This window comes from Marinovum sp. J2-8 (assembly GCF_055808435.1).
On record NZ_JBVVRZ010000003.1, the window covers coordinates 346,431 to 368,822 of the forward strand.

The following is a 22,392-nucleotide window of genomic DNA, read 5'->3' on the forward strand; positions in this document are numbered from 1 at the left end:
GCGCCCATCGCCAGCGGTAGAATGCGTATTTGAAAAGAGAAGAAGGGCAGGCCCCCTGTGATCGACATCCAGCGTGACAGTTTCCCATTGGCCGAGGTTTTCACCATCTCGCGCGGATCGCGCACCGTGGCAGAGGTGCTGACGGTGTCCGTGACCCGCGCCGGGGTGACGGGGCGGGGCGAATGTGTGCCCTATGCGCGCTATGGCGAGACGCTGGACTCTGTTGCTGCACAGGTTTCCGGCCTGCCACAGGGGATCACACGCGAAGATCTGCAAGCCGCCCTGCCGCCCGGTGCCGCGCGCAATGCGGTGGATTGTGCGCTGTGGGATCTGGCCGCGAAACAGGCCGGTCGGCGGGTTTGGGATCTGGCCGGGCTGGCCGCGCCGGGGCCAGAGGTGACGGCCTTTACACTCTCGTTGGATGAGCCGGAGAAAATGCGGGCGCAGGCGAAGAAGCATCAGGCGCGGCCGATCTTGAAGATCAAATTGGGCACGCCCGATGATATGCCAAGGCTGGAGGCCGTTCGCGCCGGCGCGCCGAAATCGCGGATCATCATTGATGCGAATGAGGGCTGGAGTGCCGAGGTCTATGCCGAACTGGCGCCGCATTTGCTGCGGCTCGGGGTGGATCTGGTCGAGCAACCATTGCCCGCCGCTGCGGATGACGCGCTTTTGGGGATGGAGCGGCCGGTGCCGGTCTGTGCCGATGAAAGCTGCCATGACCGGGCGTCCCTTGCCGGGCTGCATGGCAAATATGACATCGTTAATATCAAACTGGACAAGACCGGCGGTCTGACCGAGGCGCTGGCCCTGCGGGACGCGGCCCGCGCCGCCGGGTATGGTGTGATGGTTGGCTGTATGGTCGGGTCATCGCTGGCGATGGCGCCGGCGACACTGGTGGCGCAGGGCGCGGCGTTTACGGATCTTGACGGACCATTGCTTCTGGCCGAAGACCGCGACCACCCCTTGAATTTCGACGCCGCTGGCGTCCACCCCCCGGAACCGGCCCTTTGGGGCTGAGCCAAGACGGAGAAAACCGATGAGCCGCATTGTATATGTCAATGGAACCTATCTGCCCGAGGAAGAGGCGGTCGTATCTATTTTCGACCGCGGTTTCCTGATGGCGGATGGGGTGTATGAGGTGACATCGGTTCTGGATGGCAAGCTGATTGATTTCGCGGGCCACGCAGCGCGTCTGGAGAGGTCTTTGACCGAATTGGATATGCCCCTGCCGATGACGGCAGAGGCATTGCTGGACATTCACCGCGAGCTGGTTGCGAAAAACGACATCGTCGAAGGCATGATCTATCTACAGGTCACGCGCGGCGCGCCGGGAGATCGGGATTTTGTGTTCCCTGATCCGGCCACGACGCCGCTGACGGTTGTGTTGTTCACCCAGAACAAGCCCGGGCTGGCCGACAACCCGGCGGCAAAGACGGGGATCAAGGTCATTTCGATCGAGGATATCCGCTGGGGCCGCCGTGATATCAAAACGGTGCAATTGCTCTATCCGTCGATGGGTAAGATGATGGCCAAGAAGGCCGGGGCCGATGATGCCTGGTTGGTTGAGGACGGGGTCGTCACCGAAGGCACGTCGAACAACGCCTATATCGTCAAGGATGGGCGCATTGTTACCCGCGCCCTGTCCAGCGACATCTTGCATGGCATCACCCGCGCGGCGGTTCTGCGGTTCGCCGAAGAGGCGCAGATGAAAGTCGAAGAGCGCAGTTTTACCATCGAAGAGGCCAAACAGGCGGATGAGGCCTTTGTGACCTCGGCCTCGACCTTTGTGATGCCGGTGGTGGAAATTGATGGTGATGCGGTGGGCGATGGAACGCCGGGGCCGGTGGCGTCCCGTCTGCGCCAGATCTATCTGGAGGAAAGCCGCAAAGCGGCGATCTGACGAAGGTCCGGCACTGTGGCACAGATCCGGCACTGTGACATAGATCCGGAAATTGGCGAAATCGCGCTGACAGGCGGCGCAAAAGCCACGCTTTGCCGCCGATTTTGACTGGCTTTCACCTTAGGACTTGAGCGGCCAAGTGGTGTTGGTGTTTGTGTGGGGACGTGGCCGGGCGCTTTCCGCGGGCCGCGTCGGGGGCTGGTTGGCCGAGTGGCCGCACCGGCATCGGGGGTGTTTTCCCCTGGATCGCTTTGGGTCGGATTGGCCGGGCAGATCCGGGGCGTAGCACCGCACATTTCCCAAGACGCGCATGCGATGGAATGGCCTGGACATTTATCTGCTTGTTTCGTCTGGGGGCGATGATGGTTGTCAGTTTTGAGTTTGTCGCAATGGGCGCTGCCGGTCTTTTGGTTGGGGCCGCAGTAGGCTGGGGTTTGCGCGGGATGCGCCGCCAGAAAGTGCCGCAGCGCGCCGAACTTGACCGTTTGCGCAATGAGTTGCGTGGGGCGATTGGGTTGCTGGCGGACAGAGAGGCCCGGATCGCCACCTTGGAGGCCGATCTGGAGATTGACCATGAAAACGGGCGGTGTGGCGAGGTGCGATTTGGGCCCGAGCGTTGCGGCCCACAATTGACCCGGCAGTACGGCTAAGGCGCACAGCCGAGTTTTTTAGGCGCAACTTTCGGGGCGTTACCCCTTGTCGCCGACGTTATCAGCAAACGCTTTGGAGAACGCCGCCTTTTGTGCATCGCCTGCTTCGGTCTGGAATTTTGCGCGCCAGTCGGCATAGGGCATGCCGTAAAAAATCTCGCGCGCCTGTTCCTTGTCCATGTCGATGTCGCGGGCGTTTGCGGCCTCTTGATACCAACGCGACAAACAATTTCGGCAAAAGCCGGCCAGGTTCATCAGGTCAATATTCTGCACATCCGTGCGTTTTTCCATCAGGTGTTCGCGCAGGGTGCGAAAGGCGGCGGCCTCTAATTCGATGCGGGTTTGATCATCCATGGCGGTCTCACGGTTGGAGGAGGCCCCGCCGCATTGGGCGGGGCGCGGGTGTCAGAGTGTTGGCAGTTTAGCGCGCCTGTCGGCAGCTGGCCAATTGCACCTGATATGTGATGGCGCGGGTGCCGATTTCATCCGCGACCCGCAGCAGCCAGGCCTTGCTGTTATAAGATCCACGGGCAAAACCGGTGTGGCCCTCGTGGTAGGCGAGGTATTGATTGCGGGCATCATGCAACGATACGCCGTTACGCGCGCGGGTTTTGTTCATGTACCAACCCATGAAATCGGTGGCATCATTGATCTGATCCCGTTTCGCGCCGCGTTTGCCGGTTTCGTCCCGGTATTCATCCCATGTGGCATCCAGCGCCTGGGCATAGCCATAAGCGGAACTTTGCCGCCCCATGGGAATAACCCCGAGGCTGTACCGCAATGGGGTGCGGGCGTTGCCGATGAATTTGCTTTCCTGATAAATCGTCGCCATTTGCACGTGCACCGGAACACCCCAGCGCCGCTCGGTCGCCCGGAAGGCCCGGATATACTTTGGCCGTTGCTTCAAAATCGCACATGCATCATCAAGATTGCGCGGGGCGGAGTGATTGCCGCCGCCACAGGACGCAACCGCCAATACGATGACCAAGGCGCGAAGGACTCTGCTCATTTGCCTCTCGCTTTTATTTTGTTTTTTTCCAGCATAGCCGATCCTGCGCTATAGTGAAATCACCTTTTGTCCAGATGGCCGGGCAGGGCGGCGCCCTGTTGGTGAGCAAGGACAGACTGTTTCCTGAAAAATCGTCTCGAAAATTGGACAAATCCCTCTTGATGACGCTACTGTGCGACGATAGAGGGCTTTCCGGCATGTATACGACTTGCGCAAAATATTATCTGGGCCAGGTGGTCAAACATAAAAAGCATCCGTTTCGCGGTGTGGTTTTTGATGTGGATCCTGAATTCAGCAACACCGAGGAATGGTATAATGCCATTCCAGAGGAAAGCCGCCCCGTGCGCGATCAGCCGTTCTATCATTTGTTGGCGGAAAATGATCAGAGCTTCTATGTCGCCTATGTCTCGGAACAGAATCTGGTGGCGGATTATTCCGGTCGCCCGGTGGATCACCCGGACATTCCAGATCTGTTTGGTGAATTTGAAGACGGATCATATCCGCTGCACTTCCAATTGAACTAAGCGTCATCGGTCGGGCACGGGCTTCCGATGATGAAGGCGGTTCGCGTCACCGCTGACGCGGCTGGGTTACCGTGCGCGCGGGTCATCTTTGATTTCCGGCAATACCGGGTGTTTTGCGCTGCACGTGAAGCGCTGTCGGCGGGATCGCGCTCGGCCCATTTTGGTGGTGAATTTACTTTTGGGCGCTGGCTTGCGTCACGCACGCGCGGGCAAGTGGATCGAATACCAGCTGATCGCAAAACACCGGCCTGACATAATGGCTTGACCCATCGGGTGTTGCGCCAAGTCTGGCATCGGTTTCACTTTTTTTCGGGGGGGGGGGGGAAGTACCTCGACGCCGCGCACTGGGTGGGGGCTATTAATACTCGGCGCCGAGGGAAGCTATATGCAGCTACACTTACGTTATCGGCTTTCAATCTGGCGGCCCTAGGTCGGTATTGCGGCGAAACTGGGGCAAAGGGCGGGAACGTATCCAGACTGTGCGCCAGATCACTAAACCGAGAAATTCACCGTCAGGTGATTGCGGCCGTCGCGGCGTTCGTAGCTCAGAGAATCGGATTGTTCGCGAATCATGAACCAGCCAAATCCGCCCTCGGGCATGTCCGCCATGTCGCAATCCAGACAGACCTTTGCCCCGACAGGGGGTTCCCCACCGGGAAAGGCCTTGCCGCTATCAATGACAGTGCAGCTCAATTGCCCGCCCTGCAGCTGCATTTCCAGCGCGATCGGCAGACCCTCGGCGTAGCTATAGGCATGCTCCACGACGTTGTTCATCACCTCGGCCAGCACGATATGCACCGGGCCGATGCGGTCCGCCGCGACATCCCAATCGGACAGGCATGCCAGTGCACGGTCCAGAATGTCGCGTACGGCCATCGTATTGCTTTGTGCTTCGATACGGGTGCTACATTGTGAACCGTGGGGCATGGCGACCTGTGTTTGGGCGGGACTTTGGGCCACCGGGGGAATCATCACACCGCTTTGGCCATCAAAGCCGCGTCGAGCGTCGGGTAGAGCGAAAACACCGTGTCCATCCGGGTCAGCCGGAACACGCTGTCGACATTTGGGGTCAGCCCGGCAAGGTCAAGCTGCCGCCCCGGTCCCAGTTGCTTCATGGCGGCGACAATCGCCCCCAAGCCACTGGAATCAATGAATTCCACCTGGCTGAGGTCCAAGATGACCCGCTGTGTCGGACCATCGGTTTCCGCCCGCATCATATCCTTGAACTGAATCGCGACGGCGGCATCAATCCGCTGTGCGTTGACTTCGACAATTTGAAGTGCGCCTTCGTGTCTACTGCTCATGTCCATTGCAAACTCTGTCCTGCGTTGCCAAGTTCAAGGTAAGCTAGACTTCAAACCTTACTATTCGGTATGCATTTTCGAAGCTTTTGGGAGACGGCAATGAAAGACGTGATGATCCTGGGCGCGGCACGCACGCCGATGGGCGGATTTCAGGGTGACTTTGATGGGGTTCCGGCCGCGACCCTGGGCGGGGTGGCCATTGCCGCGGCGCATCGCGATGCCGGCAAGCCGACAATTGACGAAGTGCTGATGGGCTGTGTCCTGCCTGCCGGTCAGGGGCAGGCCCCGGCGCGCCAAGCGGGTTTTGCCGCCGGTCTGGGCGAGGACGTGCCCGCAACCACGCTGAACAAGATGTGTGGCTCCGGGATGAAGGCGGCAATGATGGCATTTGACCGGATTGCGCTGGGCGCGGCGACGGGATCGTTGCGGGCGGAATGGAAAGCATGACCCAGGCGCCGTATCTTTTGGCCAAAATGCGTGGCGGTGCACGGATTGGCCATGGTCAGGTGATCGACCACATGTTTCTGGACGGGCTGGAAGATGCCTATGACAAGGGGCGTTTGATGGGCACATTTGCCGAAGATTGCGCCGAACATTACCAATTCAGCCGCGAGGCACAGGATCAGTTTGCGATTGGCTCGCTCGATAATGCGTTGGCGGCGGAACGCGACGGCGCGTTCAAAGACGAAATTGCCCCTGTGACCCTGCATCAGCGCCATGGCGAAGAAATCATCACCTGTGATGAGCAACCCGGCAAGGCGCGCCCGGAAAAAATCCCGATGTTGAAACCGGCTTTCCGCAAGGACGGGACCGTCACAGCGGCCAATGCGTCGTCGATTTCGGATGGGGCGGCGGCGATGGTGCTGGGCACACAAGAGATGGCCGAAGCCCGGGGCGTCGCGCCGCGCGGGCGTATTCTTGGCCATGCCAGCCATGCCCAGGCGCCGGGATGGTTCACCACCGCGCCGGTGCCCGCCGCGAAAAAGCTGCTGGATCGGATTGGGTGGAAACTGTCGGATGTGGATCTGTGGGAGATCAACGAAGCTTTTGCCGTGGTGCCGATGGCGTTCATGAAGGAAATGGGATTGCCGCGCGATGTGGTCAACGTGAATGGCGGGGCTTGTGCCCTGGGGCATCCGATTGGGGCCTCGGGGGCGCGGATCATGGTGACACTGTTGAATGCGCTGGAAAAACGCGGGTTGAAACGCGGGGTGGCGGCGATCTGTATTGGCGGCGGCGAAGGCACTGCGATTGCGATAGAGCGGGTGTGACGCCCGCAGAGCGGTTGATGTTCTGCGTCAAGTGGCCTGACCCCGTTGCGCCGCCGCCGCGACCCCGTTACACCCGCGCCCCATGAGCGAGACAAAACACCCCGGCAAACACCCTTCGGGCGCCCCTTGGCGCAATTTCTATGGCCGTTTCAAAGGCAAGGGCCTGCGCCCTGCGCAAGAGGCCTACCTGGATGAGGATCTGGACGCCTTGTCACCCGGTCCGGTGGGCTGGGACGTGAACCAGGAGCGCGCGCCGCTGGATGTCGCGACGCTGTTTGGTGGTCGTGATCTTTGGGTCGAGGTTGGATTCGGCGGCGGTGAACATCTGGTGCATCAGGCCGCGGCCAATCCGGACGTCGGGATCATCGGCGCCGAACCCTATATCAATGGCGTGGCGATGCTGTTGGGCAAGGTGCGGGACGCGGATGTCGACAACCTGCGCATTCATCCCGGCGATGCCCGTGATCTGTTTGATGTGCTGCCCAAGGCTTCTGTTTCCAAGGCGTTTTTGCTGTATCCGGATCCCTGGCCAAAGAAACGTCATCACCGCCGTCGGTTTGTGACGCCAGAGCATCTGGAGCCGCTGTCGGAATTGATGAAGCCGGGGGCGGAATTCCGTGTCGCCACGGACATTCCCGACTATGTGCGCCAGACCCTGGAGCAGGTGCCGCGCCATGGGTTCGACTGGCTGGCCGAAAGCCCGGACGATTGGCGTACCCCCTGGGATGACTGGATTTCCACCCGCTATGAACAAAAAGCCCTTCGTGAGGGGCGGATGCCGCATTACCTGACCTTCCGCAAACGATAACGGCGGGCTGTTTCTGTGCGGGAACAGGGGGATGAGGGGGCCAGCCCCCTCGGCCTTTGGCCTCACCCCCGGGATATTTTTGGTCAGATGAAAGCCGCTTTGGCACGCGGCACAGGGCGCTGGCAACATTGAGCTGGCAAAATTTCGACGGCCGGCAAGCTGGGATGGACCCCCTTCGGCGCGCTTGCTAAGAGGTCCGTGAGCGATAACAAAGGATTTTCCGACATGTCTGGTCATGGCACGCCTATTCCGATGATCTCGATCCCCTGTGGCCCGCTGACCGGCGTGGCCGAGGTTCCGGGCGACAAGTCGATTTCACACCGGTCGCTGATCCTGGGGGCGATGGCGGTTGGTGAAACCGTTGTGACAGGTTTGCTGGAAGGCGAGGATGTGCTGGACACAGCCAAGGCGATGCGCGCTTTTGGGGCTGAGGTCGTGCGCGATGATGACGGCACCTGGCATGTGTTTGGTGTTGGGGTCGGCGGGTTTTCCGAGCCGGACAATGTGTTGGATTGCGGCAATTCCGGCACAGGTGTGCGGTTGATCATGGGGTCGATGGCCACCACGCCCATCACCGTGACCTTTACCGGCGACGCCAGTCTGAATGGCCGGCCGATGGCGCGGGTTACAGATCCGTTGGCCTTGTTCGGGACGCAATCGGTTGGACGATCCGGCGGGCGGTTGCCCATGACATTGGTCGGTGCGGCCGATCCCGTCCCGGTGCGATATGAGGTTCCGGTGCCCTCGGCCCAGGTGAAGTCGGCGGTTTTGCTGGCCGGTTTGAATGCGCCGGGCCAGACGGTGGTGATCGAAAAAGAGGCCACCCGCGACCATACCGAGCGGATGTTGGCCGGATTTGGCGCCACAATCACCACAGAGGTTACCGAAGCTGGGCGGGTGATCACCCTGACCGGGCAACCGGAATTGAAACCGCAGATGATCGCCGTGCCGCGTGATCCGTCGTCTGCCGCGTTTCCGGTCTGTGCCGCGCTGATCACGCCGGGGTCTGACGTGTTGGTGCCGGGGATCGGGTTGAACCCGACGCGGGCGGGGTTGTTTACCACGTTGCAGGAAATGGGCGCGGATCTGACCTTTGAGAACATGCGCGAAGAAGGCGGAGAGCCGGTGGCCGACCTGCGGGCGAAATATTCGCCCGAGATGAAGGGCATTGACGTGCCACCAGAGCGCGCGGCGAGTATGATTGACGAATATCCGGTGTTGTCGGTTGTTGCCGCCAATGCGACCGGTGTGACCAATATGACTGGGGTCAAGGAATTGCGGGTCAAGGAAAGCGACCGGATCGAGGCGATGGCCAGCGGTCTGCGCGCCTGTGGCGTCACGGTCGAGGACGGGCCGGATTGGTGGTGTGTGACGGGGCAGGGGCCGGGTACGGTTGCGGGCGGCGCGACCTGTGCCAGCCATCTGGACCACCGGATTGCCATGTCGTTCATGGTGCTTGGCATGTCGACGAAAGCGCCGGTGCGGGTGGATGATGGCACGCCGATTGCCACCTCATTCCCGATATTCGAGCCATTGATGGCGTCGCTTGGCGCGGATTGTCGCCGCGAGGCATAGGCGCTTCGCGTCGCACACATATCGCGGGGGTCAGGATCGTTTTGTCCTGACCGTCGCGCGAAAGTTTTTGGTTGCGCTGGGCGTCGGCGTGCGCGTTCTTTGATCGCCGTGCGCCGACATCGGGTCTCTGCCGCTATTGGCGTTGAGGATCGGAATTGATGCCGGTCTGGTGATGCGGTGGCGCGGTTTGTGACCGATTGGCATGGCGTGGATCTGTTTGGGCCGCCGGTTTTCTGCATTGTCTGTTGCAGCCATGCGCGCGTTTTTGGCGGCAGGGGCGTCGCGGAAAATATGACCGGCAATATACGGCTGGCCAAGGCCGCTTTAACATCTGCCGGGCATTGGCTAATCTGCGACCTGTGGTCGGGGTGTTTACCCCCAGACGGCGTAGGGAAAGAGGATCACATGGCGTTTACAATTGCGGTCGATGGGCCTGCCGCCTCGGGCAAGGGGACAGTGTCCAAGGCTTTGGCGCGCGAATTGGGGTTTGCGCATCTGGACACGGGACTGCTGTACCGTGCGGTTGGGCGTCGGGTGCTGGAGGGTGTTGTCCCATTGCAAGCAGCTACCGAGCTGCGGGCCGAAGACCTGGACTACGCGGGCCTGCGGACGCCAGAGATTGCGCAGGCGGCCTCGAAAGTGGCGGTCCTGGCCGAGGTCCGCGCCGCATTGGTGGATTTCCAACGTGCTTTTGCGCGCCGGGATGGCGGTGCAGTTTTGGATGGGCGTGACATTGGCACCGTGATCTGCCCCGATGCGGAGGCCAAATTATATGTCACCGCCAGCGCCGAAGTGCGGGCCGAGCGCCGGTTTCAGGAATTGCGCCAAAAGGGGACAGATACCACTTTCGACGTGGTTTTGGCCGATGTGCGCGCGCGGGATGAACGCGACATGGGGCGCACCGAGGCGCCCCTGAGACCGGCAGATGACGCAGCCCATATCGACACCACGAACATGAGCATCGAAGAGGCATTTGCCGCCGCCCTGGCCGTGGTCCGTGCCCGACAGGAACAGGGAAAATAGCCATGCAACAGCGCAAGATCGCAGGTGTCAACGTGTCGGTGATGGGCGTTGGTGCAATGTCGTTCGCCGAATTTTACGGCCCGACGACCGAGGAAAATTCCTGGGCCATTCTGGATGCGGCCCGCGATCTGGGGGTGAGCCATATCGACACGTCGAATGTCTATGGCATGGGGCGCTCGGAGCGCGCGATTGGCGCTTATTTTCAGAGCAACCCCACCGCACGCGGGGAATTCCATATCGCGACCAAGGCGGGCATCACGACGGACGCGGATGGCAACCGGTGTTTTGACAATTCGGCTGAACATCTTGAAGCGGAATTGGACGCCAGCCTGACGCGTTTGGGAATTGAGGCGGTGGATCTGTTTTATGTGCACCGCCGGGAAGAGGCGCGTGCCATCGAAGAGGTGACCGAAACCTTGGCGGCATTGGTGGCCAAGGGCAAGATCAAGGCCTTTGGCTTTTCCGAAATTGCCCCTGCCTCGTTGCGGCGTGCGGCGGCCATCGCGCCGGTGGCTGCTGTGCAGAACGAATATTCACTGGCCAGCCGCGCGCCAGAGCTGGGCATGGTGCAGGAATGCGCACGTCAGGGCACGGCGTTGGTGGCGTTTTCGCCGGTGGGGCGGTCGTTCCTGACCGATACGCCGATCACCAAAGACCGTGTGCCTTCTTTGGCGTGGATGAAGACCAATCCGCGTTTCGCCTCGCCCAATTACGAAGCCAATATTGCCGCGTCAGACCGGTTGCGGGCCTTGGCGGCGGATATGGGCGAGCCGACAGCGGCGCTGGCGATTGCCTGGCTCCTGGCGCAGGGCGATCATGTCATTCCAATCCCGGGCACCCGGTCGGTCGATCATTTCCGTCAATGCGTGCGGGGCGCAGAGATGGCCCTGACGGCAGAGGATCTCTTGCGGATTGAAGAGGCGCTGCCGGTCGGCTGGGCACATGGCGATCGCTACAGCCCGGGCCAATATGTCGGCCCTGAGCGGTATTGCTGAGACGATGAGCGGCGATTTCGCCTCACTCACCCTGCCGGATCACATGAAGCGTGACACGGTCCTGGCGGTGAAATCCCAGCCAGAGGGATATCTCGATGCATTGGATCGTGAAACCCTGTGGTATGATGCGATCTGGTCTGCCGCCGGCTGTTCCTGATCTGTCCGCCGCTCAATAATTTTCGCGCCGGGTTTCGCAAAGCGGTGTTTCGGGGGGATGATCAGCCGCTGCGGTTTTTGCGCCTGCGCCGGTATGCCCGCCATGATGTGGCAGAGCTGGAGGCGCCGACCTGCCCGAAACAACTGTCGATCCTGATGCAGGGCTGGACCGGCACAAGCGCCGTGTCCCCCGCCGCGCCAGAGGGGTTTGCCGGGCTGAACACCGCGTTCCTGATTTCCAAGGACAACCCGCTTGATTGGTTGGTGACCCATGCTCGCTATCACCGCGAGGCCCATGGATTGCAGGCGCTGATCGTGATGGACAATGGCTCTCGCAGCTATGGGCTGGATGACATTCGGGCGGCCCTTGCCCCGGTTGGATTGCAGAAGCTTTTGGTGCTGGACGTGCCGTTCAAATACGGGCCGGTGGGCAAGAAACCCTATCGGCGGACGGAAAAATACATGCAGACGGCCCTGTTCAATGTGCTCCGGTTGCGGTTTCTGGCGCAGGCGCGAGCAATTTTGAACTGTGATGTGGATGAGTTGATTGTGACGCGCGGCGGCAGTGTGTTTGATGCGGCGGTGACCTCGCGCATCGGGTTTGTACAGATCGCAGGCCATTGGGTGTACCCCGCACCGGGCGGCGACGGGCCGTTTTCTCATCTGGATCACAGCCATACCGCGCAACCGCCGAAACCCTGTCCGCCAAAATGGTGTCTGGCGCCGTCAAAACGGTTGGGCGGGTTCAGCTGGGATATCCACGGGATGGAGCGTTTGCCGTTCCTGCGGCGGCGTACCCATGCGGGCCTGAGCTTTGTCCATTGCCGCAGCCTCACCACCGGTTGGAAGAGCCTGAAACGCGATCAGGTGCCACAGGATACGGTGCCGGACCCGGATGCGGAAATTGCGGCCGAGATCCTGCGCCGGATTTGCTGAACAGCCATCAGATCCAGCGGCGTGTACGCCGACGGTAAGCCGAATATGCGTCGCCGAAGCGTTCTTGAAGATAAGCCTCTTCCGGGCGGATCATCCAGACATCAAGGATCACTCCCACCGGCACGACCGCCGCCAGCACCCAAAGCGTGTCGAGCGCCAACGCACCGCCCGTCACCATGACCACGGCGCCAAGGTAATTGGGATTGCGCGAAAACCGGAAAGGACCACGCGTGACCAGAGCGGTTGTCGGCGCACCCGGCAGGCTGGGCTGGGACGCGGCGTCCAAGGTCCGTTTCGACCATTGCACCAATTGAAACCCGGCGAATGCGCCCGCCAAACCGATCACTGCTGCCCACGCCCGGCCCAGCCCGAAACTGGTCGGACAGAGCCATTCCAGAATAAGACCCAGCGCAATCATCGGAAAAATCACCACATCGGAAATTTTCCATGGATGTGAATGCGCAGCGGCGGGGCGCGGATCAGAGGAGGGAGAGGATTGGCGAAGGGATGTCATGCCTACTCGGAATCAATTATTGGCAGTGCAATTGTTCCGGTTAGCCTACAGTAAAACCCGCTGCGCGTGAATTTTCTTGAACACCCGGGGCCATAGGCGTATAGACGCCCGCGTCGATAAGGCAAATAACGCCGCGCAGCAAAATCGGGCAGGGTCGGAGTATTCTACCGGCCCTCTTTGTTTTGCGGATGCCTTTCGTGACCAATCCGGTCCGCGCAAGCGGGCACCAATTAAGACCGGTGGAGACAACCACCCGGCCAGCATAGTGACTTGAAAAAGGAATCTAACGCCACATGGCAGATACAACGATGGAGGAATTCGAAGCCCTCCTGAACGAAAGCTTCGAAATGGACACGCCCGAAGAAGGGTCTGTTGTCAAAGGCAAAGTCATCGCAATTGAAGCGGGACAAGCCATCATCGACGTCGGCTACAAGATGGAAGGCCGTGTCGAGCTTAAAGAATTCGCAAATCCCGGTGAAGCGCCCGACATTTCGGTTGGCGACGATGTCGAGGTCTTCCTGCGTTCGGCGGAAAACGCCCGCGGCGAAGCCGTCATCAGCCGCGAAATGGCCCGTCGCGAAGAAGCCTGGGACCGTCTCGAAAAAGCCTACGCCGACGACCAGCGCGTCGAAGGTGCGATCTTTGGTCGTGTCAAAGGTGGCTTCACAGTCGATCTTGGCGGCGCCGTGGCCTTCTTGCCCGGTTCGCAAGTTGACGTGCGCCCCGTGCGTGACGCGGGCCCATTGATGGGTCTGAAGCAGCCGTTCCAGATCCTGAAAATGGACCGTCGTCGTGGCAACATCGTTGTGTCGCGTCGTGCGATCCTTGAAGAATCGCGTGCCGAACAGCGTGCCGAAGTCATCGCCAACCTGGCCGAAGGCCAAGCGGTTGACGGCGTGGTCAAGAACATCACCGAATACGGCGCGTTTGTCGATCTCGGCGGTGTGGACGGCCTGTTGCACGTCACAGACATGGCATGGCGCCGTGTGAACCATCCTTCGGAGATCCTGTCGATCGGCGAAACCGTCAAGGTTCAGGTCATCAAGATCAACAAGGAAACCCACCGTATCAGCCTTGGTATGAAGCAGCTGCAAGAAGATCCATGGGATCTGGTTGCCGCGAAATACCCGCTGGAATCGACACACACCGGTCGCGTCACCAACATCACCGATTACGGTGCGTTCGTGGAGCTGGAACCAGGTGTCGAGGGTCTTGTTCACGTGTCCGAAATGTCCTGGACCAAAAAGAACGTGCACCCAGGCAAAATCGTGTCCACTTCGCAAGAAGTCGAAGTCATGGTTCTGGAAATCGATGGCGCCAAGCGCCGCGTGTCGCTGGGTCTCAAGCAGACCATGCGCAACCCATGGGAAGTGTTCGCTGAAACACACCCCGAGGGCACGCAGGTCGAAGGCGAAGTCAAGAACATCACCGAATTCGGTCTGTTCATTGGTCTTCCCGGCGAAATCGACGGCATGGTGCACCTTTCGGACCTGTCGTGGGACGAACGTGGCGAAGATGCGATTCAGAACTACCGCAAAGGCGACATCGTTCCTGCCGTGGTCTCCGAAGTCGACATCGAGAAAGAGCGTATCTCGCTCTCGATCAAGGCACTGGGCGGCGACAAGTTCGCAGAAGCGGTTGGCGGCGTGAAGCGCGGCTCGATCGTGACCGTCGAAGTGACCGCGATCGAAGATGGCGGCATCGAAGTGGAATACGAAGGCATGAAATCCTTCATCCGCCGCTCCGATCTGTCGCGTGACCGTGCAGAGCAGCGCCCAGAGCGTTTCTCGGTCGGTAACAAGATCGACGTGCGCGTCACCAACGTCGACGCCAAGACCCGCCGTCTGGGTCTGTCGATCAAGGCGCGTGAGATTGCAGAAGAAAAAGAGGCCGTCGAACAGTATGGTTCCTCCGATTCGGGTGCATCGCTCGGCGATATCCTTGGCGCGGCTCTGAAAGCCGACGACGAGTAAGCCAAGAGCTTTGGAAATCTGGAAAGCCTCGGCGACACCGCCGGGGCTTTTTTTATGCGATGGCGTGATCCGGCACTGGGCAGAAGCCGCGTGGCGATAATTTCAGGCAGTGCTGGAAGCCCAATTCCAAGGCGAATCAATATAGCGGCAAAACCGCAACCGATGTGCGGATTTGACTGCTGCTGTGGGTGATATTGGTGCACTCGCGCTGAGGAACGTAAAAAAATCGCGAATTTTCAGGCGGTTTGCTGCCAAAGGTCCGCCAAGGGATGTTTCCGAACCGGTACAATCTTCCTATAGTTAGCTGTGCGGCAATGAACGCGCGAACCGTTTCAAGGGGGATGGCGCAGATGATCAGATCGGAACTGATCCAGAAACTTGCGGATGAAAACCCGCATCTTTATCAACGGGATGTGGAGCGTATCGTAAACACGATATTCGAAGAGATCACCGACGCGATGTCGCGTGGGGATCGGGTCGAACTTCGTGGTTTTGGTGCGTTCTCGGTGAAACAACGCGATGCGCGCACCGGTCGCAACCCACGCACGGGCGAGGCCGTCGAAGTCGAAGAAAAACATGTGCCGTTTTTCAAGACCGGGAAACTGCTGCGCGATCGCCTGAACGGAAAGTAAGACGAACACATGCGCTATATCAAATATGCGTTTCTGGCGGTGGTGGGGCTTGCCATTATTGCGGTTGCAGTGGCCAATCGCGGTCTTGTCACGCTCACCTTGCTGCCGCCGGGATTGGCGGAACTGGCCGGGGTGAACCAATCCATCACGCTGCCGCTGTTCGCGGTGATCATTGCCGGTGTGGCCGCGGGCCTGCTGATCGGCTTTGTCTGGGAATGGCTGCGTGAATTCAAGCAACGGGCTGAAAGCGCGCGCAAAGACAGCGAAATCAAGCAGATGAAACGCGAGCTGCGTCGTCTGCGTGATGAGAGAAGCACGAAGGCGAAGACGAGGTCCTGGCGCTTCTGGACGAAGCCAGCTGAGCGATACGTCAATATGACCCATATCCGAACCAAGATCTGTGGCCTGACCCGGCCACAGGACGTCACTGCGGTGGCCGAGGCCGGCGCGAGCTATGCCGGTTTCAACTTCTTTCCGAAATCACCACGCTATGTAGACCCTGAGACGGCCCGCGCTCTGGCGCTGGAGGTGCCGCCGGGAATTGCCAAGGTTGTCCTGGTGGTGAACCCCGACAATGCGCTGCTGGATGCGATCACCGATGTGGTTCCGGTCGATATGGTGCAATTGCATGGACAGGAAAGCCCGGAGCGCGTGCGCGAAATCAAGGCGCGCTACGGCTTGCCGGTGATCAAGGTGCTTGGGGTTGCGCGCCCCGACGATTTGCCCGCACTTGATGTCTATGCCCGTGTGGCGGATCAGCTTTTGGTGGATGCCAAGGCACCCAAGGACGCAATCCTGCCCGGGGGCAATGGGTTGGCGTTTGACTGGCGGTTGATTGCCGGACGGCGCTGGCCGCTGCCATGGATGCTGGCCGGGGGGCTGACCCCCGCCAATGTCGCCGAAGCCATCGCCATGACCGGTGCCCGGCAGGTGGATGTTGCATCAGGTGTGGAAAGCGCACCGGGCGTCAAGGATGCGCAGAAAATCGCGGATTTCGTGGCGGCGGCCAATAGCGCACCGCCGTTGAAGGTGGCACCGCCGAAATTGCGCTAGGCCGTTGCAGTAAGCATTTGACCTTTTGGTCGGAGAGAGGGGGCCAGCCCCCTCGGCCTTTGGCCTCACCCCCGGGATATTTTTGAACAGAAGAAGACGGGACCTGTGCCGCGCTTCTTCTGTTCTTATGCCTTGGGCGGGGGGTTAGATGCCGGAATACATGCCTTCGTAAATCGGCTCCAGCGTTTCATGTTCGAAGAGAGATGAGACCGATGTGCCGTTCCAGATGTTCAGGATGGCCTGGGCAAAGATCGGCGCGGTGGGCACGATACGGATGTTCTTGGTGTTTTGAACAGCCGGGGTCGGGTTGATGGAATCCGTGATCACCAGCGATTTCATCACCGATTTGCTGATCCGATCCACCGCAGGCCCGGACAGAACACCGTGCGAGATATAGGAGTGCACTTCGGTTGCGCCAGCCTCCATCAGCACTTCGGCGGCTTTGCACAGCGTGCCGGCCGTATCGCAGAGGTCATCGACGATGATGCATTTCTTGCCTTTGACATCGCCGATCACGGTCATTTCGGCAACTTCGCCCGCCTTTTCGCGGCGCTTGTCCACGATGGACAGGGGGGCATTGATGCGTTTGGCCAATTCCCGGGCGCGGGCCACGCCGCCGACATCGGGGGACACAATCATGATGTCATCCAATTGGTCCTTGAACTGGTCGCGGATATCCAGGGCAAAGATCGGGCTGGCATAGAGGTTGTCGACCGGAATATCAAAGAACCCCTGGATCTGGGCGGCGTGCAGATCCATGGTCAGCACCCGTTCGATCCCGGCTTCGACGATCATGTTTGCCACCAGTTTGGCGGAAATCGGCGTCCGGGCCTTGGACCGGCGGTCCTGGCGGGCGTAGCCGAAATAGGGGATCACTGCGGTGATCCGTGACGCGGAGGACCGGCGCAGGGCGTCGGCCATGATCAAGAGTTCCATCAGATTGTCGTTGGCCGGATTCGAGGTCGGCTGAATGATGAACATGTCCTCGCCGCGCACGTTTTCATAGACTTCGACAAAGATTTCCTGGTCGTTGAACCGTTCAACCCGCGCGTCGACCAGGCCGACGTTCATGCCGCGGTGCATGGACATGCGACGGGCGATGGATTTGGCCAGCGGCAAATTGGCGTTGCCTGACATGAGCTTCGGTTCGATGATTTGGGGCATGCGTTCGGTCCTGAGGGAAGGTAAAGGATTCGTGACGTTGACTTCGCTTAGCACGCGGTTACCGTCCGCAAAAGCCACAGGTCAGGAGTGCAGGCACCATGGGACAAATTGATTACTACTTCGCGACGATTTCGCCATTCACCTATCTTGCCGGAACGCGGCTGGAGGAGGTTGCGGCCCGTCACGGCGCGCAGGTGACATATCGGCCATTGGACATCATGGCGCTGTTTTCCCGCACCGGGGGCCAGCCGCCAAAGGATCGCCACCCAAACCGGCAGGCCTATCGTTTGCAGGACATCGAGCGGACCGCCAAGAAACTGGGGGTGAAGTTGAACATGCAACCGGCGCATTTCCCGACCAATATGGCGCCGTCGTCTTATGCGCTTATCGCGGCGCAAAAGGCCGGTGGTGGCGATCTTGCGGCGCTGGCGCATGGGTTTACCCGTGCCGTGTGGGTCGAGGATCGCGATATTGCGCAGGATGATGTGATCCGGGATCTGCTGGAAAAATGCGGATTTGATCCGGCGCTGGCCGACAGCGGGCTTTTGGATGGGGCGGAAACCTATGCCGCCAACCTGGAGGCCGCGGTCGAGGCCGGGGTGTTCGGCGCGCCGTTTTACGTCACCGAGGATGGTCAGCGGTTCTTTGGTCAGGATCGGCTGGAGGATCTGGATCTGCATTTGGCAGGCAAGCTCTGACGCCAGCAGCCGCCAACCAAGCCTCACCGCGATAAGATTGCGCCTACTTGGGACACCCCAAGTGGGCGCTTTTTGTGATCGGTGTCAGATCGGTTGCGGTTGGGCCGCGTGGCGTGTTGCCAGCCGCCGCCAGACAAGGGCGACGATCAATGTCATGCCGACATGGCCGACAAAAGAGGATTGCGTATAGGCGCCGAACCCCATCATGAAGTTGCGTCCCATCAGCGGGGCAAGCATCCCTTGGGCAACAAACCAGAGGCCCACCCCGGTGATCAGCCCCGCCGTGGCATGGCCCACACCCGTCCCGCGTTTCACCAGCCATACCGCGGCCGCAAAGCCGAAGATGCCAATCAGGAAATGAATGGCAAAGGCGGCGGCGTAGGGGAGCTGTGTTCCTGTCGCCATTCCGGTCAGCCCGATCACCAGATTGGCCGGTTCCAGCTGCACACCAAACAGCGCTGGCGAAACCAGCCATGCATAGGCTTCGAACGACAACTCTGCCACAAGTCCGGCCAGCATGAGGTGAACGGCGTCAGTTTTGTTGATATTGGTCATCGGGTTCCTTTTTCTCTGTCCCGTTGTTTTTGATGCCCGGTTTCCTTGTGCCGTGCGGAGCAGAGATGGGGGGGCGTCGGTGAAATGACAGACGCTCTGGCCGGAACCCGCGCCAACGTTACGAGATGTGAGCGCAGTGGTTGGAAAACAAAGACCCCGGCGAGATGATCGCCGGGGTCTTTGTCGTGTTTCAAGTGATGGAGATGAACAGATCAGGGCTGTTCGTCTTCGTCATCCTCGCCGCCGCTGGGCAGGTTGAAGAAGCTGTCCGCGTCGAGGATATCGCTGGTATCTTCTTCTTCGTCATCATCATTGCTGTCGGACAGCGAGAAGGTTTCCAGACCTTCGATCGCGGTCGGAATGCGTGGTTCGGTGCTCATCCCCAGGCTTTGTTCGGTCGACAGCAGCTTGCGGCGTTCGTCGTCCGACATGGCCGTGCCTTCCGATGCGCGTTTCGAGGCGGCCTTCTGAACGGCGGCGTCCAGTTCGCTCTGGCGGCACAGGCCCAATGCGACCGGGTCGATCGGTTGCATATTGGCGATGTTCCAATGGGTGCGCTCGCGGATGGTCTGGATTGTCGGTTTGGTGGTGCCGACAAGTTTGGCGATTTGGCTGTCCGCCAGTTCGGGGTGAAATTTCACCAGCCAGAGAATGGCGTTGGGACGGTCCTGACGTTTCGACAGCGGCGTATAGCGTGGGCCACGGCGTTTGTCTTCGTCATGGGCGGCGGCATTGAATTTCAGCTTCATGCGCACCATCGGATCGGCCTGGGCCTTGTCGATGTCGGCCTGGGTCAGCTGGTTGTTGGCAATCGGGTCAAACCCTTTGACGCCGGCGGCGACATCGCCGTCCGCAATGCCCTGCACCTCAAGCTCGTGCATGCCGGAAAAATCGGCGATTTGTTTGAATGTCAGCGTGGTGTTGTCGACCAGCCAGACGGCGGTCGCCTTGGGGTGCAGCAGTTTGGCCATTTTGCGGTCTCCTTAGAACAAATCTCTCCCGGCGCCTGGATGGGCTGTCCTGGCGGGGCCGGGACGGTTTCCGTTGTCGGGGAACTGGGGGGCTATATAGTGGCGTCAAGCCGGAAAGGGAAGTGAAAATGCGTTTGATTGCTTTGTGTCTGTTGTTCTGTATGGCTGGTTTGCTGCCAATCCCGGCTGCGGCCGATGGTGAAAAATCGGGTGAATTTGATTATTACGTGCTCGCGCTCAGCTGGTCGCCGAATTGGTGCGCGCTTGAAGGGGATGCAAAGGCATCAGAGCAATGTGAGGCGCGGCATGATTTCGGCTGGACGTTGCATGGGCTGTGGCCACAGTTTCACCGTGGCTGGCCGTCGTACTGCCCGACGGTGGAACGCGCGCCGTCGCGGGGCATGACCGGCGATATGGCTGACATCATGGGCACGGCCGGGCTTGCCTGGTATCAGTGGAAAAAACATGGCGTTTGCTCGGGGTTGTCGGCGGCGGGCTATTTCCGCGCCTCGCGCGACGCCTATGCGGCGATCACCCGCCCCGAGATCTTTCGCAAGCTGGATAAGGCGGTGAAAATTCCGGCATCGGTGGTCGAAGAAGCGTTTTTACAGGCCAATCCGAACTTGGAAGCAGACATGATCACCATCACCTGCAAGGATGGTCATATTCAGGAAGCGCGCGTTTGCCTGTCCAAGGAATTGCGCCCGGTCCCCTGTGGCCGTGACGTGATCCGCGACTGCCGAATGACCGATGCGATGTTCACGCCGATCCGCTGATTTCGCCCATATTTTATGCGCTTTTGCGGCGTAATTTTAGGCGAAAATTCGGATGTAGCGGCGTCGGTCGCAAAGTGTTAGGTGCGCTTTCGTGCACCCCGCACATCAGTGATATATGGAAAGTTGAGATGTCACGTCTGACACCCGAAGGCCAAAGACTTATCAACGACATAGCAGGCCGCTATGGCAAATCGACCGACGCAATCGAATCGCTTTTGATTTCGGTGAACAATGGCCATGGCACCCAGGCCCAGTTCAATCACCCGGAACTTGGCGGGATGGGCCAGTGGTCGATGGGCGGAATGATCATGATTGGCGACATGTTCAATAATGGCCTGAAGGCCACTGTGGACTCGCTGTGCAACGAGCTTTCGAATGCATTGGCCAACAACCAGATGTTCGCGCCGATGCCTGCGGCGCAGCCGATGTCGTCGCAAAGTCAGTCCCAGGGCAACGGTACCAGCCTGTTTGTGTCCGGATCCGGTTATGCGGAACCCTGGCCCGCCGAATTGGGGGCGCCGTCGTCCTCTGGCTCACAAAACAATATGCGCTACGCCGTATTTCCCCAGACCCGCCGTCTGGCGATTGATATCGGCCGTGGCATCGAAGTTTTCGACATCGGCGATCACAATATCTCTGGCTTTTCGCAGCAGCAAAGCGGCGATCAATCGGTGACATTTACCAGCCAATATGGTCTGGTCCGGGTTGCGGATTTGCCACGTGTGTCCTTGGGCGGTGACATGGGGCAACAGACCCCGCAACAGACCCCGCAACAAGCGCCGATGACGAACCAACCAGCCCCGATGGAAGACAACTATGCCCAGCCGGCCATGCCGGACGCGACGTCGTTTTCCCCAGCGATGGATCTGCCGCAATCGGCACCGGCATCTGAGCCCCCGGTCGGCAGCGGCGTCGATTCAGGTCAGATCATTGCATTGATCCAGAAACTTGCTGAGTTGAAGCAGGGCGGCATATTGTCCGAGTCCGAGTTCGAGACCAAGAAAGCGGAACTGTTGTCACGTCTGTGATCCAGACGCCAATAGCCAAATGAATACTGCTGCGCCGCGCCTGAAAAGGGGCGGCGTTGTGCATTTTCACGGTGGCAACCGGGCCGGGGGTCGGGAATCCCTGACTGGTGTGACGCAACGGCAAAGGGCATTCTGTCACCCATGGGCATCGCGCCGTGTGCTTTTTGTTTGTTAGTCAGATTTCCACTGTTTGGCGCGATGTTCGTTTTTACGAGGTGATTCATGCGACAAATTTTCAGCACCAAAAAAGCGGCAGAGCGCAAGGCGCGTCTCGCAGTGGAACGCAAGTTGTTCTCTGCCGAATTTCCCGGTTTCAAACAGACCCCCGGTGACATCGAACGGCACAACGAAAGCTGGGTTCGGATGTGGGTCGACAATTCCTTTGCCGTGAACTGGATTGTGGGTTGATGATGGCCCGGCGGGGTCTGACCGAAGATGGCCAGATTATCTGGCTGATCACCCATGTGCAGCGCCCGTTGGCGTTTCATGCGGTGGGCCATGACCCGGCGATGGCCTTTGATCGGGCGCGGGATGCCTGGTCACGATGCGACGCCCTTCGGTTGCGCAGCGCGGACATCCGGGCGTTGTGCCGGGATCTTCTGATGGGGCGGGTGCGGTTTGACATCACCGTCGAAGACGCCGCCGCTTCGCCGCTTTCGGCGGTAGAGGTCCGGTCGTTCATGTCCCGTATGGGATTGTCCCGCCGTCGCCGTATTTCCGGGCGCATGGCGGCGCTGATTGCCCTGATCGAGCCGCAGGTCGGGATGGTGATCTGGACCGCGCAGCAGCGTCAGGCGCGCCGTACGGCTGATGCCGAAGCCAACAATGGCGCGGCGCTGGCCTGAGCGCGTGCCCGCCGCCGCGGGCGGGGGCC

General features: G+C 60.0%; 26 protein-coding genes and 2 pseudogenes. 20 read left to right on the forward strand and 8 right to left on the reverse strand.

Translation table 11 applies throughout. From position 1 onward, the window contains the following. Positions 1-57: 57 nt before the first annotated feature. From dgcA to AC0L4F_RS11070, 3 genes are all read left to right on the forward strand, one after another. Positions 58-1,020: an N-acetyl-D-Glu racemase DgcA gene (dgcA, locus tag AC0L4F_RS11060; RefSeq protein ID WP_244688382.1), complete on the forward strand. Its 963-nt coding sequence runs from the start codon at positions 58-60 to the stop codon at positions 1,018-1,020. Positions 1,021-1,039: 19 nt separating this feature from the next. Further along, positions 1,040-1,903, forward strand: coding sequence for a D-amino-acid transaminase (locus AC0L4F_RS11065; protein ID WP_244688384.1), 864 nt, complete (start codon positions 1,040-1,042; stop codon positions 1,901-1,903). Between the two features lie 320 nt (positions 1,904-2,223). Next, the gene (locus tag AC0L4F_RS11070; RefSeq protein WP_244688386.1) at positions 2,224-2,553 is read left to right on the forward strand and encodes a hypothetical protein; all 330 of its coding nucleotides are present in this window, start codon (positions 2,224-2,226) and stop codon (positions 2,551-2,553) included. Positions 2,554-2,592: 39 nt separating this feature from the next. Here AC0L4F_RS11070 and AC0L4F_RS11075 read toward each other — a convergent pair whose 3' ends face one another. Further along, positions 2,593-2,907: a DUF1244 domain-containing protein gene (locus AC0L4F_RS11075; protein WP_244688388.1), complete on the reverse strand. Its 315-nt coding sequence runs from the start codon at positions 2,905-2,907 to the stop codon at positions 2,593-2,595. A 67-nt stretch (positions 2,908-2,974) separates the two neighbouring features. After that, positions 2,975-3,562 (reverse strand): transglycosylase SLT domain-containing protein, encoded by a 588-nt coding sequence (locus AC0L4F_RS11080; RefSeq protein ID WP_244688390.1) that lies wholly within the window; start codon positions 3,560-3,562, stop codon positions 2,975-2,977. A 197-nt stretch (positions 3,563-3,759) separates the two neighbouring features. On the opposite strand from AC0L4F_RS11080, the gene hspQ reads away from it, so the two are divergent. Beyond that, the gene (hspQ, locus tag AC0L4F_RS11085; RefSeq protein WP_244688392.1) at positions 3,760-4,086 is read left to right on the forward strand and encodes a heat shock protein HspQ; all 327 of its coding nucleotides are present in this window, start codon (positions 3,760-3,762) and stop codon (positions 4,084-4,086) included. Positions 4,087-4,578: 492 nt separating this feature from the next. Here hspQ and AC0L4F_RS11090 read toward each other — a convergent pair whose 3' ends face one another. Together AC0L4F_RS11090 and AC0L4F_RS11095 are read right to left on the reverse strand one after the other, a co-directional pair. Continuing rightward, positions 4,579-4,962 (reverse strand): ATP-binding protein, encoded by a 384-nt coding sequence (locus AC0L4F_RS11090; RefSeq protein WP_244688395.1) that lies wholly within the window; start codon positions 4,960-4,962, stop codon positions 4,579-4,581. Between the two features lie 95 nt (positions 4,963-5,057). Beyond that, positions 5,058-5,396 (reverse strand): STAS domain-containing protein, encoded by a 339-nt coding sequence (locus AC0L4F_RS11095; RefSeq protein WP_244688397.1) that lies wholly within the window; start codon positions 5,394-5,396, stop codon positions 5,058-5,060. A gap of 93 nt (positions 5,397-5,489) precedes the next feature. Between AC0L4F_RS11095 and AC0L4F_RS11100 the strand changes: the two are divergent. From AC0L4F_RS11100 to AC0L4F_RS11130, 7 genes and pseudogenes are all read left to right on the forward strand, one after another. Then, a pseudogene (locus tag AC0L4F_RS11100) lies at positions 5,490-6,661 on the forward strand (acetyl-CoA C-acyltransferase). A gap of 82 nt (positions 6,662-6,743) precedes the next feature. Continuing rightward, the gene (gene trmB / locus AC0L4F_RS11105; protein ID WP_244688399.1) at positions 6,744-7,469 is read left to right on the forward strand and encodes a tRNA (guanine(46)-N(7))-methyltransferase TrmB; all 726 of its coding nucleotides are present in this window, start codon (positions 6,744-6,746) and stop codon (positions 7,467-7,469) included. A gap of 225 nt (positions 7,470-7,694) precedes the next feature. Beyond that, complete coding sequence (gene aroA / locus AC0L4F_RS11110; protein WP_244688923.1) at positions 7,695-9,044, forward strand: 3-phosphoshikimate 1-carboxyvinyltransferase; 1,350 nt, start codon at positions 7,695-7,697, stop codon at positions 9,042-9,044. Positions 9,045-9,449: 405 nt separating this feature from the next. Next, positions 9,450-10,067 (forward strand): (d)CMP kinase, encoded by a 618-nt coding sequence (locus AC0L4F_RS11115; RefSeq protein WP_244688401.1) that lies wholly within the window; start codon positions 9,450-9,452, stop codon positions 10,065-10,067. Positions 10,068-10,069: 2 nt separating this feature from the next. Beyond that, complete coding sequence (locus AC0L4F_RS11120) at positions 10,070-11,062, forward strand: aldo/keto reductase (RefSeq protein WP_244688403.1); 993 nt, start codon at positions 10,070-10,072, stop codon at positions 11,060-11,062. Beyond that, a complete protein-coding gene (locus AC0L4F_RS11125) occupies positions 11,010-11,219 on the forward strand; it encodes a hypothetical protein (RefSeq protein WP_244688405.1) in 210 nt (69 codons plus the stop codon). The genes AC0L4F_RS11120 and AC0L4F_RS11125 overlap by 53 nt, the downstream gene beginning before the upstream one ends. Positions 11,220-11,263: 44 nt before the next feature. Next, complete coding sequence (locus AC0L4F_RS11130; protein ID WP_244688407.1) at positions 11,264-12,154, forward strand: hypothetical protein; 891 nt, start codon at positions 11,264-11,266, stop codon at positions 12,152-12,154. A 7-nt stretch (positions 12,155-12,161) separates the two neighbouring features. Here AC0L4F_RS11130 and AC0L4F_RS11135 read toward each other — a convergent pair whose 3' ends face one another. Beyond that, complete coding sequence (locus tag AC0L4F_RS11135) at positions 12,162-12,668, reverse strand: methyltransferase family protein (protein WP_244688409.1); 507 nt, start codon at positions 12,666-12,668, stop codon at positions 12,162-12,164. 293 nt (positions 12,669-12,961) lie between these two features. Here AC0L4F_RS11135 and rpsA point away from each other — a divergent pair, with 293 nt between their 5' ends. The 4 genes and pseudogenes from rpsA to AC0L4F_RS11155 all read left to right on the forward strand — a co-directional run bounded on the left by rpsA (position 12,962) and on the right by AC0L4F_RS11155 (position 16,326). Then, on the forward strand, positions 12,962-14,641 hold the full coding sequence (gene rpsA / locus AC0L4F_RS11140) for a 30S ribosomal protein S1 (RefSeq protein WP_244688411.1): 1,680 nt from the start codon (positions 12,962-12,964) through the stop codon (positions 14,639-14,641). Between the two features lie 350 nt (positions 14,642-14,991). After that, complete coding sequence (ihfB, locus tag AC0L4F_RS11145) at positions 14,992-15,273, forward strand: integration host factor subunit beta (RefSeq protein WP_244688413.1); 282 nt, start codon at positions 14,992-14,994, stop codon at positions 15,271-15,273. 9 nt (positions 15,274-15,282) lie between these two features. Next, a pseudogene (locus AC0L4F_RS11150) lies at positions 15,283-15,552 on the forward strand (LapA family protein); the annotation flags it as partial. Positions 15,553-15,648: 96 nt separating this feature from the next. After that, entirely contained in the window at positions 15,649-16,326 is a 678-nt protein-coding gene (locus AC0L4F_RS11155) for a phosphoribosylanthranilate isomerase (RefSeq protein ID WP_244688924.1), read from the forward strand. 144 nt (positions 16,327-16,470) lie between these two features. On the opposite strand, the gene AC0L4F_RS11160 is transcribed toward AC0L4F_RS11155, so the two are convergent. Beyond that, positions 16,471-17,490, reverse strand: coding sequence for a ribose-phosphate pyrophosphokinase (locus AC0L4F_RS11160; protein ID WP_244688415.1), 1,020 nt, complete (start codon positions 17,488-17,490; stop codon positions 16,471-16,473). Between the two features lie 98 nt (positions 17,491-17,588). Between AC0L4F_RS11160 and AC0L4F_RS11165 the strand changes: the two genes are divergently transcribed. Next, a complete protein-coding gene (locus AC0L4F_RS11165; protein ID WP_244688417.1) occupies positions 17,589-18,188 on the forward strand; it encodes a 2-hydroxychromene-2-carboxylate isomerase in 600 nt (199 codons plus the stop codon). Positions 18,189-18,272: 84 nt separating this feature from the next. On the opposite strand, the gene AC0L4F_RS11170 is transcribed toward AC0L4F_RS11165, so the two are convergent. Beyond that, on the reverse strand, positions 18,273-18,743 hold the full coding sequence (locus tag AC0L4F_RS11170; protein WP_244688419.1) for a hypothetical protein: 471 nt from the start codon (positions 18,741-18,743) through the stop codon (positions 18,273-18,275). Between the two features lie 212 nt (positions 18,744-18,955). After that, entirely contained in the window at positions 18,956-19,714 is a 759-nt protein-coding gene (locus tag AC0L4F_RS11175; protein WP_244688421.1) for a DUF1013 domain-containing protein, read from the reverse strand. Positions 19,715-19,842: 128 nt separating this feature from the next. Here AC0L4F_RS11175 and AC0L4F_RS11180 point away from each other — a divergent pair, with 128 nt between their 5' ends. The 4 genes from AC0L4F_RS11180 to AC0L4F_RS11195 all read left to right on the forward strand — a co-directional run bounded on the left by AC0L4F_RS11180 (position 19,843) and on the right by AC0L4F_RS11195 (position 22,363). Beyond that, positions 19,843-20,490: a ribonuclease T2 family protein gene (locus AC0L4F_RS11180; RefSeq protein ID WP_442920398.1), complete on the forward strand. Its 648-nt coding sequence runs from the start codon at positions 19,843-19,845 to the stop codon at positions 20,488-20,490. Between the two features lie 128 nt (positions 20,491-20,618). Further along, positions 20,619-21,518 carry an SHOCT domain-containing protein gene (locus AC0L4F_RS11185; RefSeq protein WP_244688423.1) on the forward strand — a complete coding sequence of 300 codons (900 nt, stop codon included), beginning with the start codon at positions 20,619-20,621 and terminating at the stop codon, positions 21,516-21,518. 222 nt (positions 21,519-21,740) lie between these two features. After that, entirely contained in the window at positions 21,741-21,926 is a 186-nt protein-coding gene (locus AC0L4F_RS11190; protein WP_244688425.1) for a hypothetical protein, read from the forward strand. Beyond that, complete coding sequence (locus AC0L4F_RS11195; RefSeq protein ID WP_244688427.1) at positions 21,926-22,363, forward strand: hypothetical protein; 438 nt, start codon at positions 21,926-21,928, stop codon at positions 22,361-22,363. The genes AC0L4F_RS11190 and AC0L4F_RS11195 overlap by 1 nt, the downstream gene beginning before the upstream one ends. The last annotated feature ends 29 nt before the right edge of the window (positions 22,364-22,392 follow it).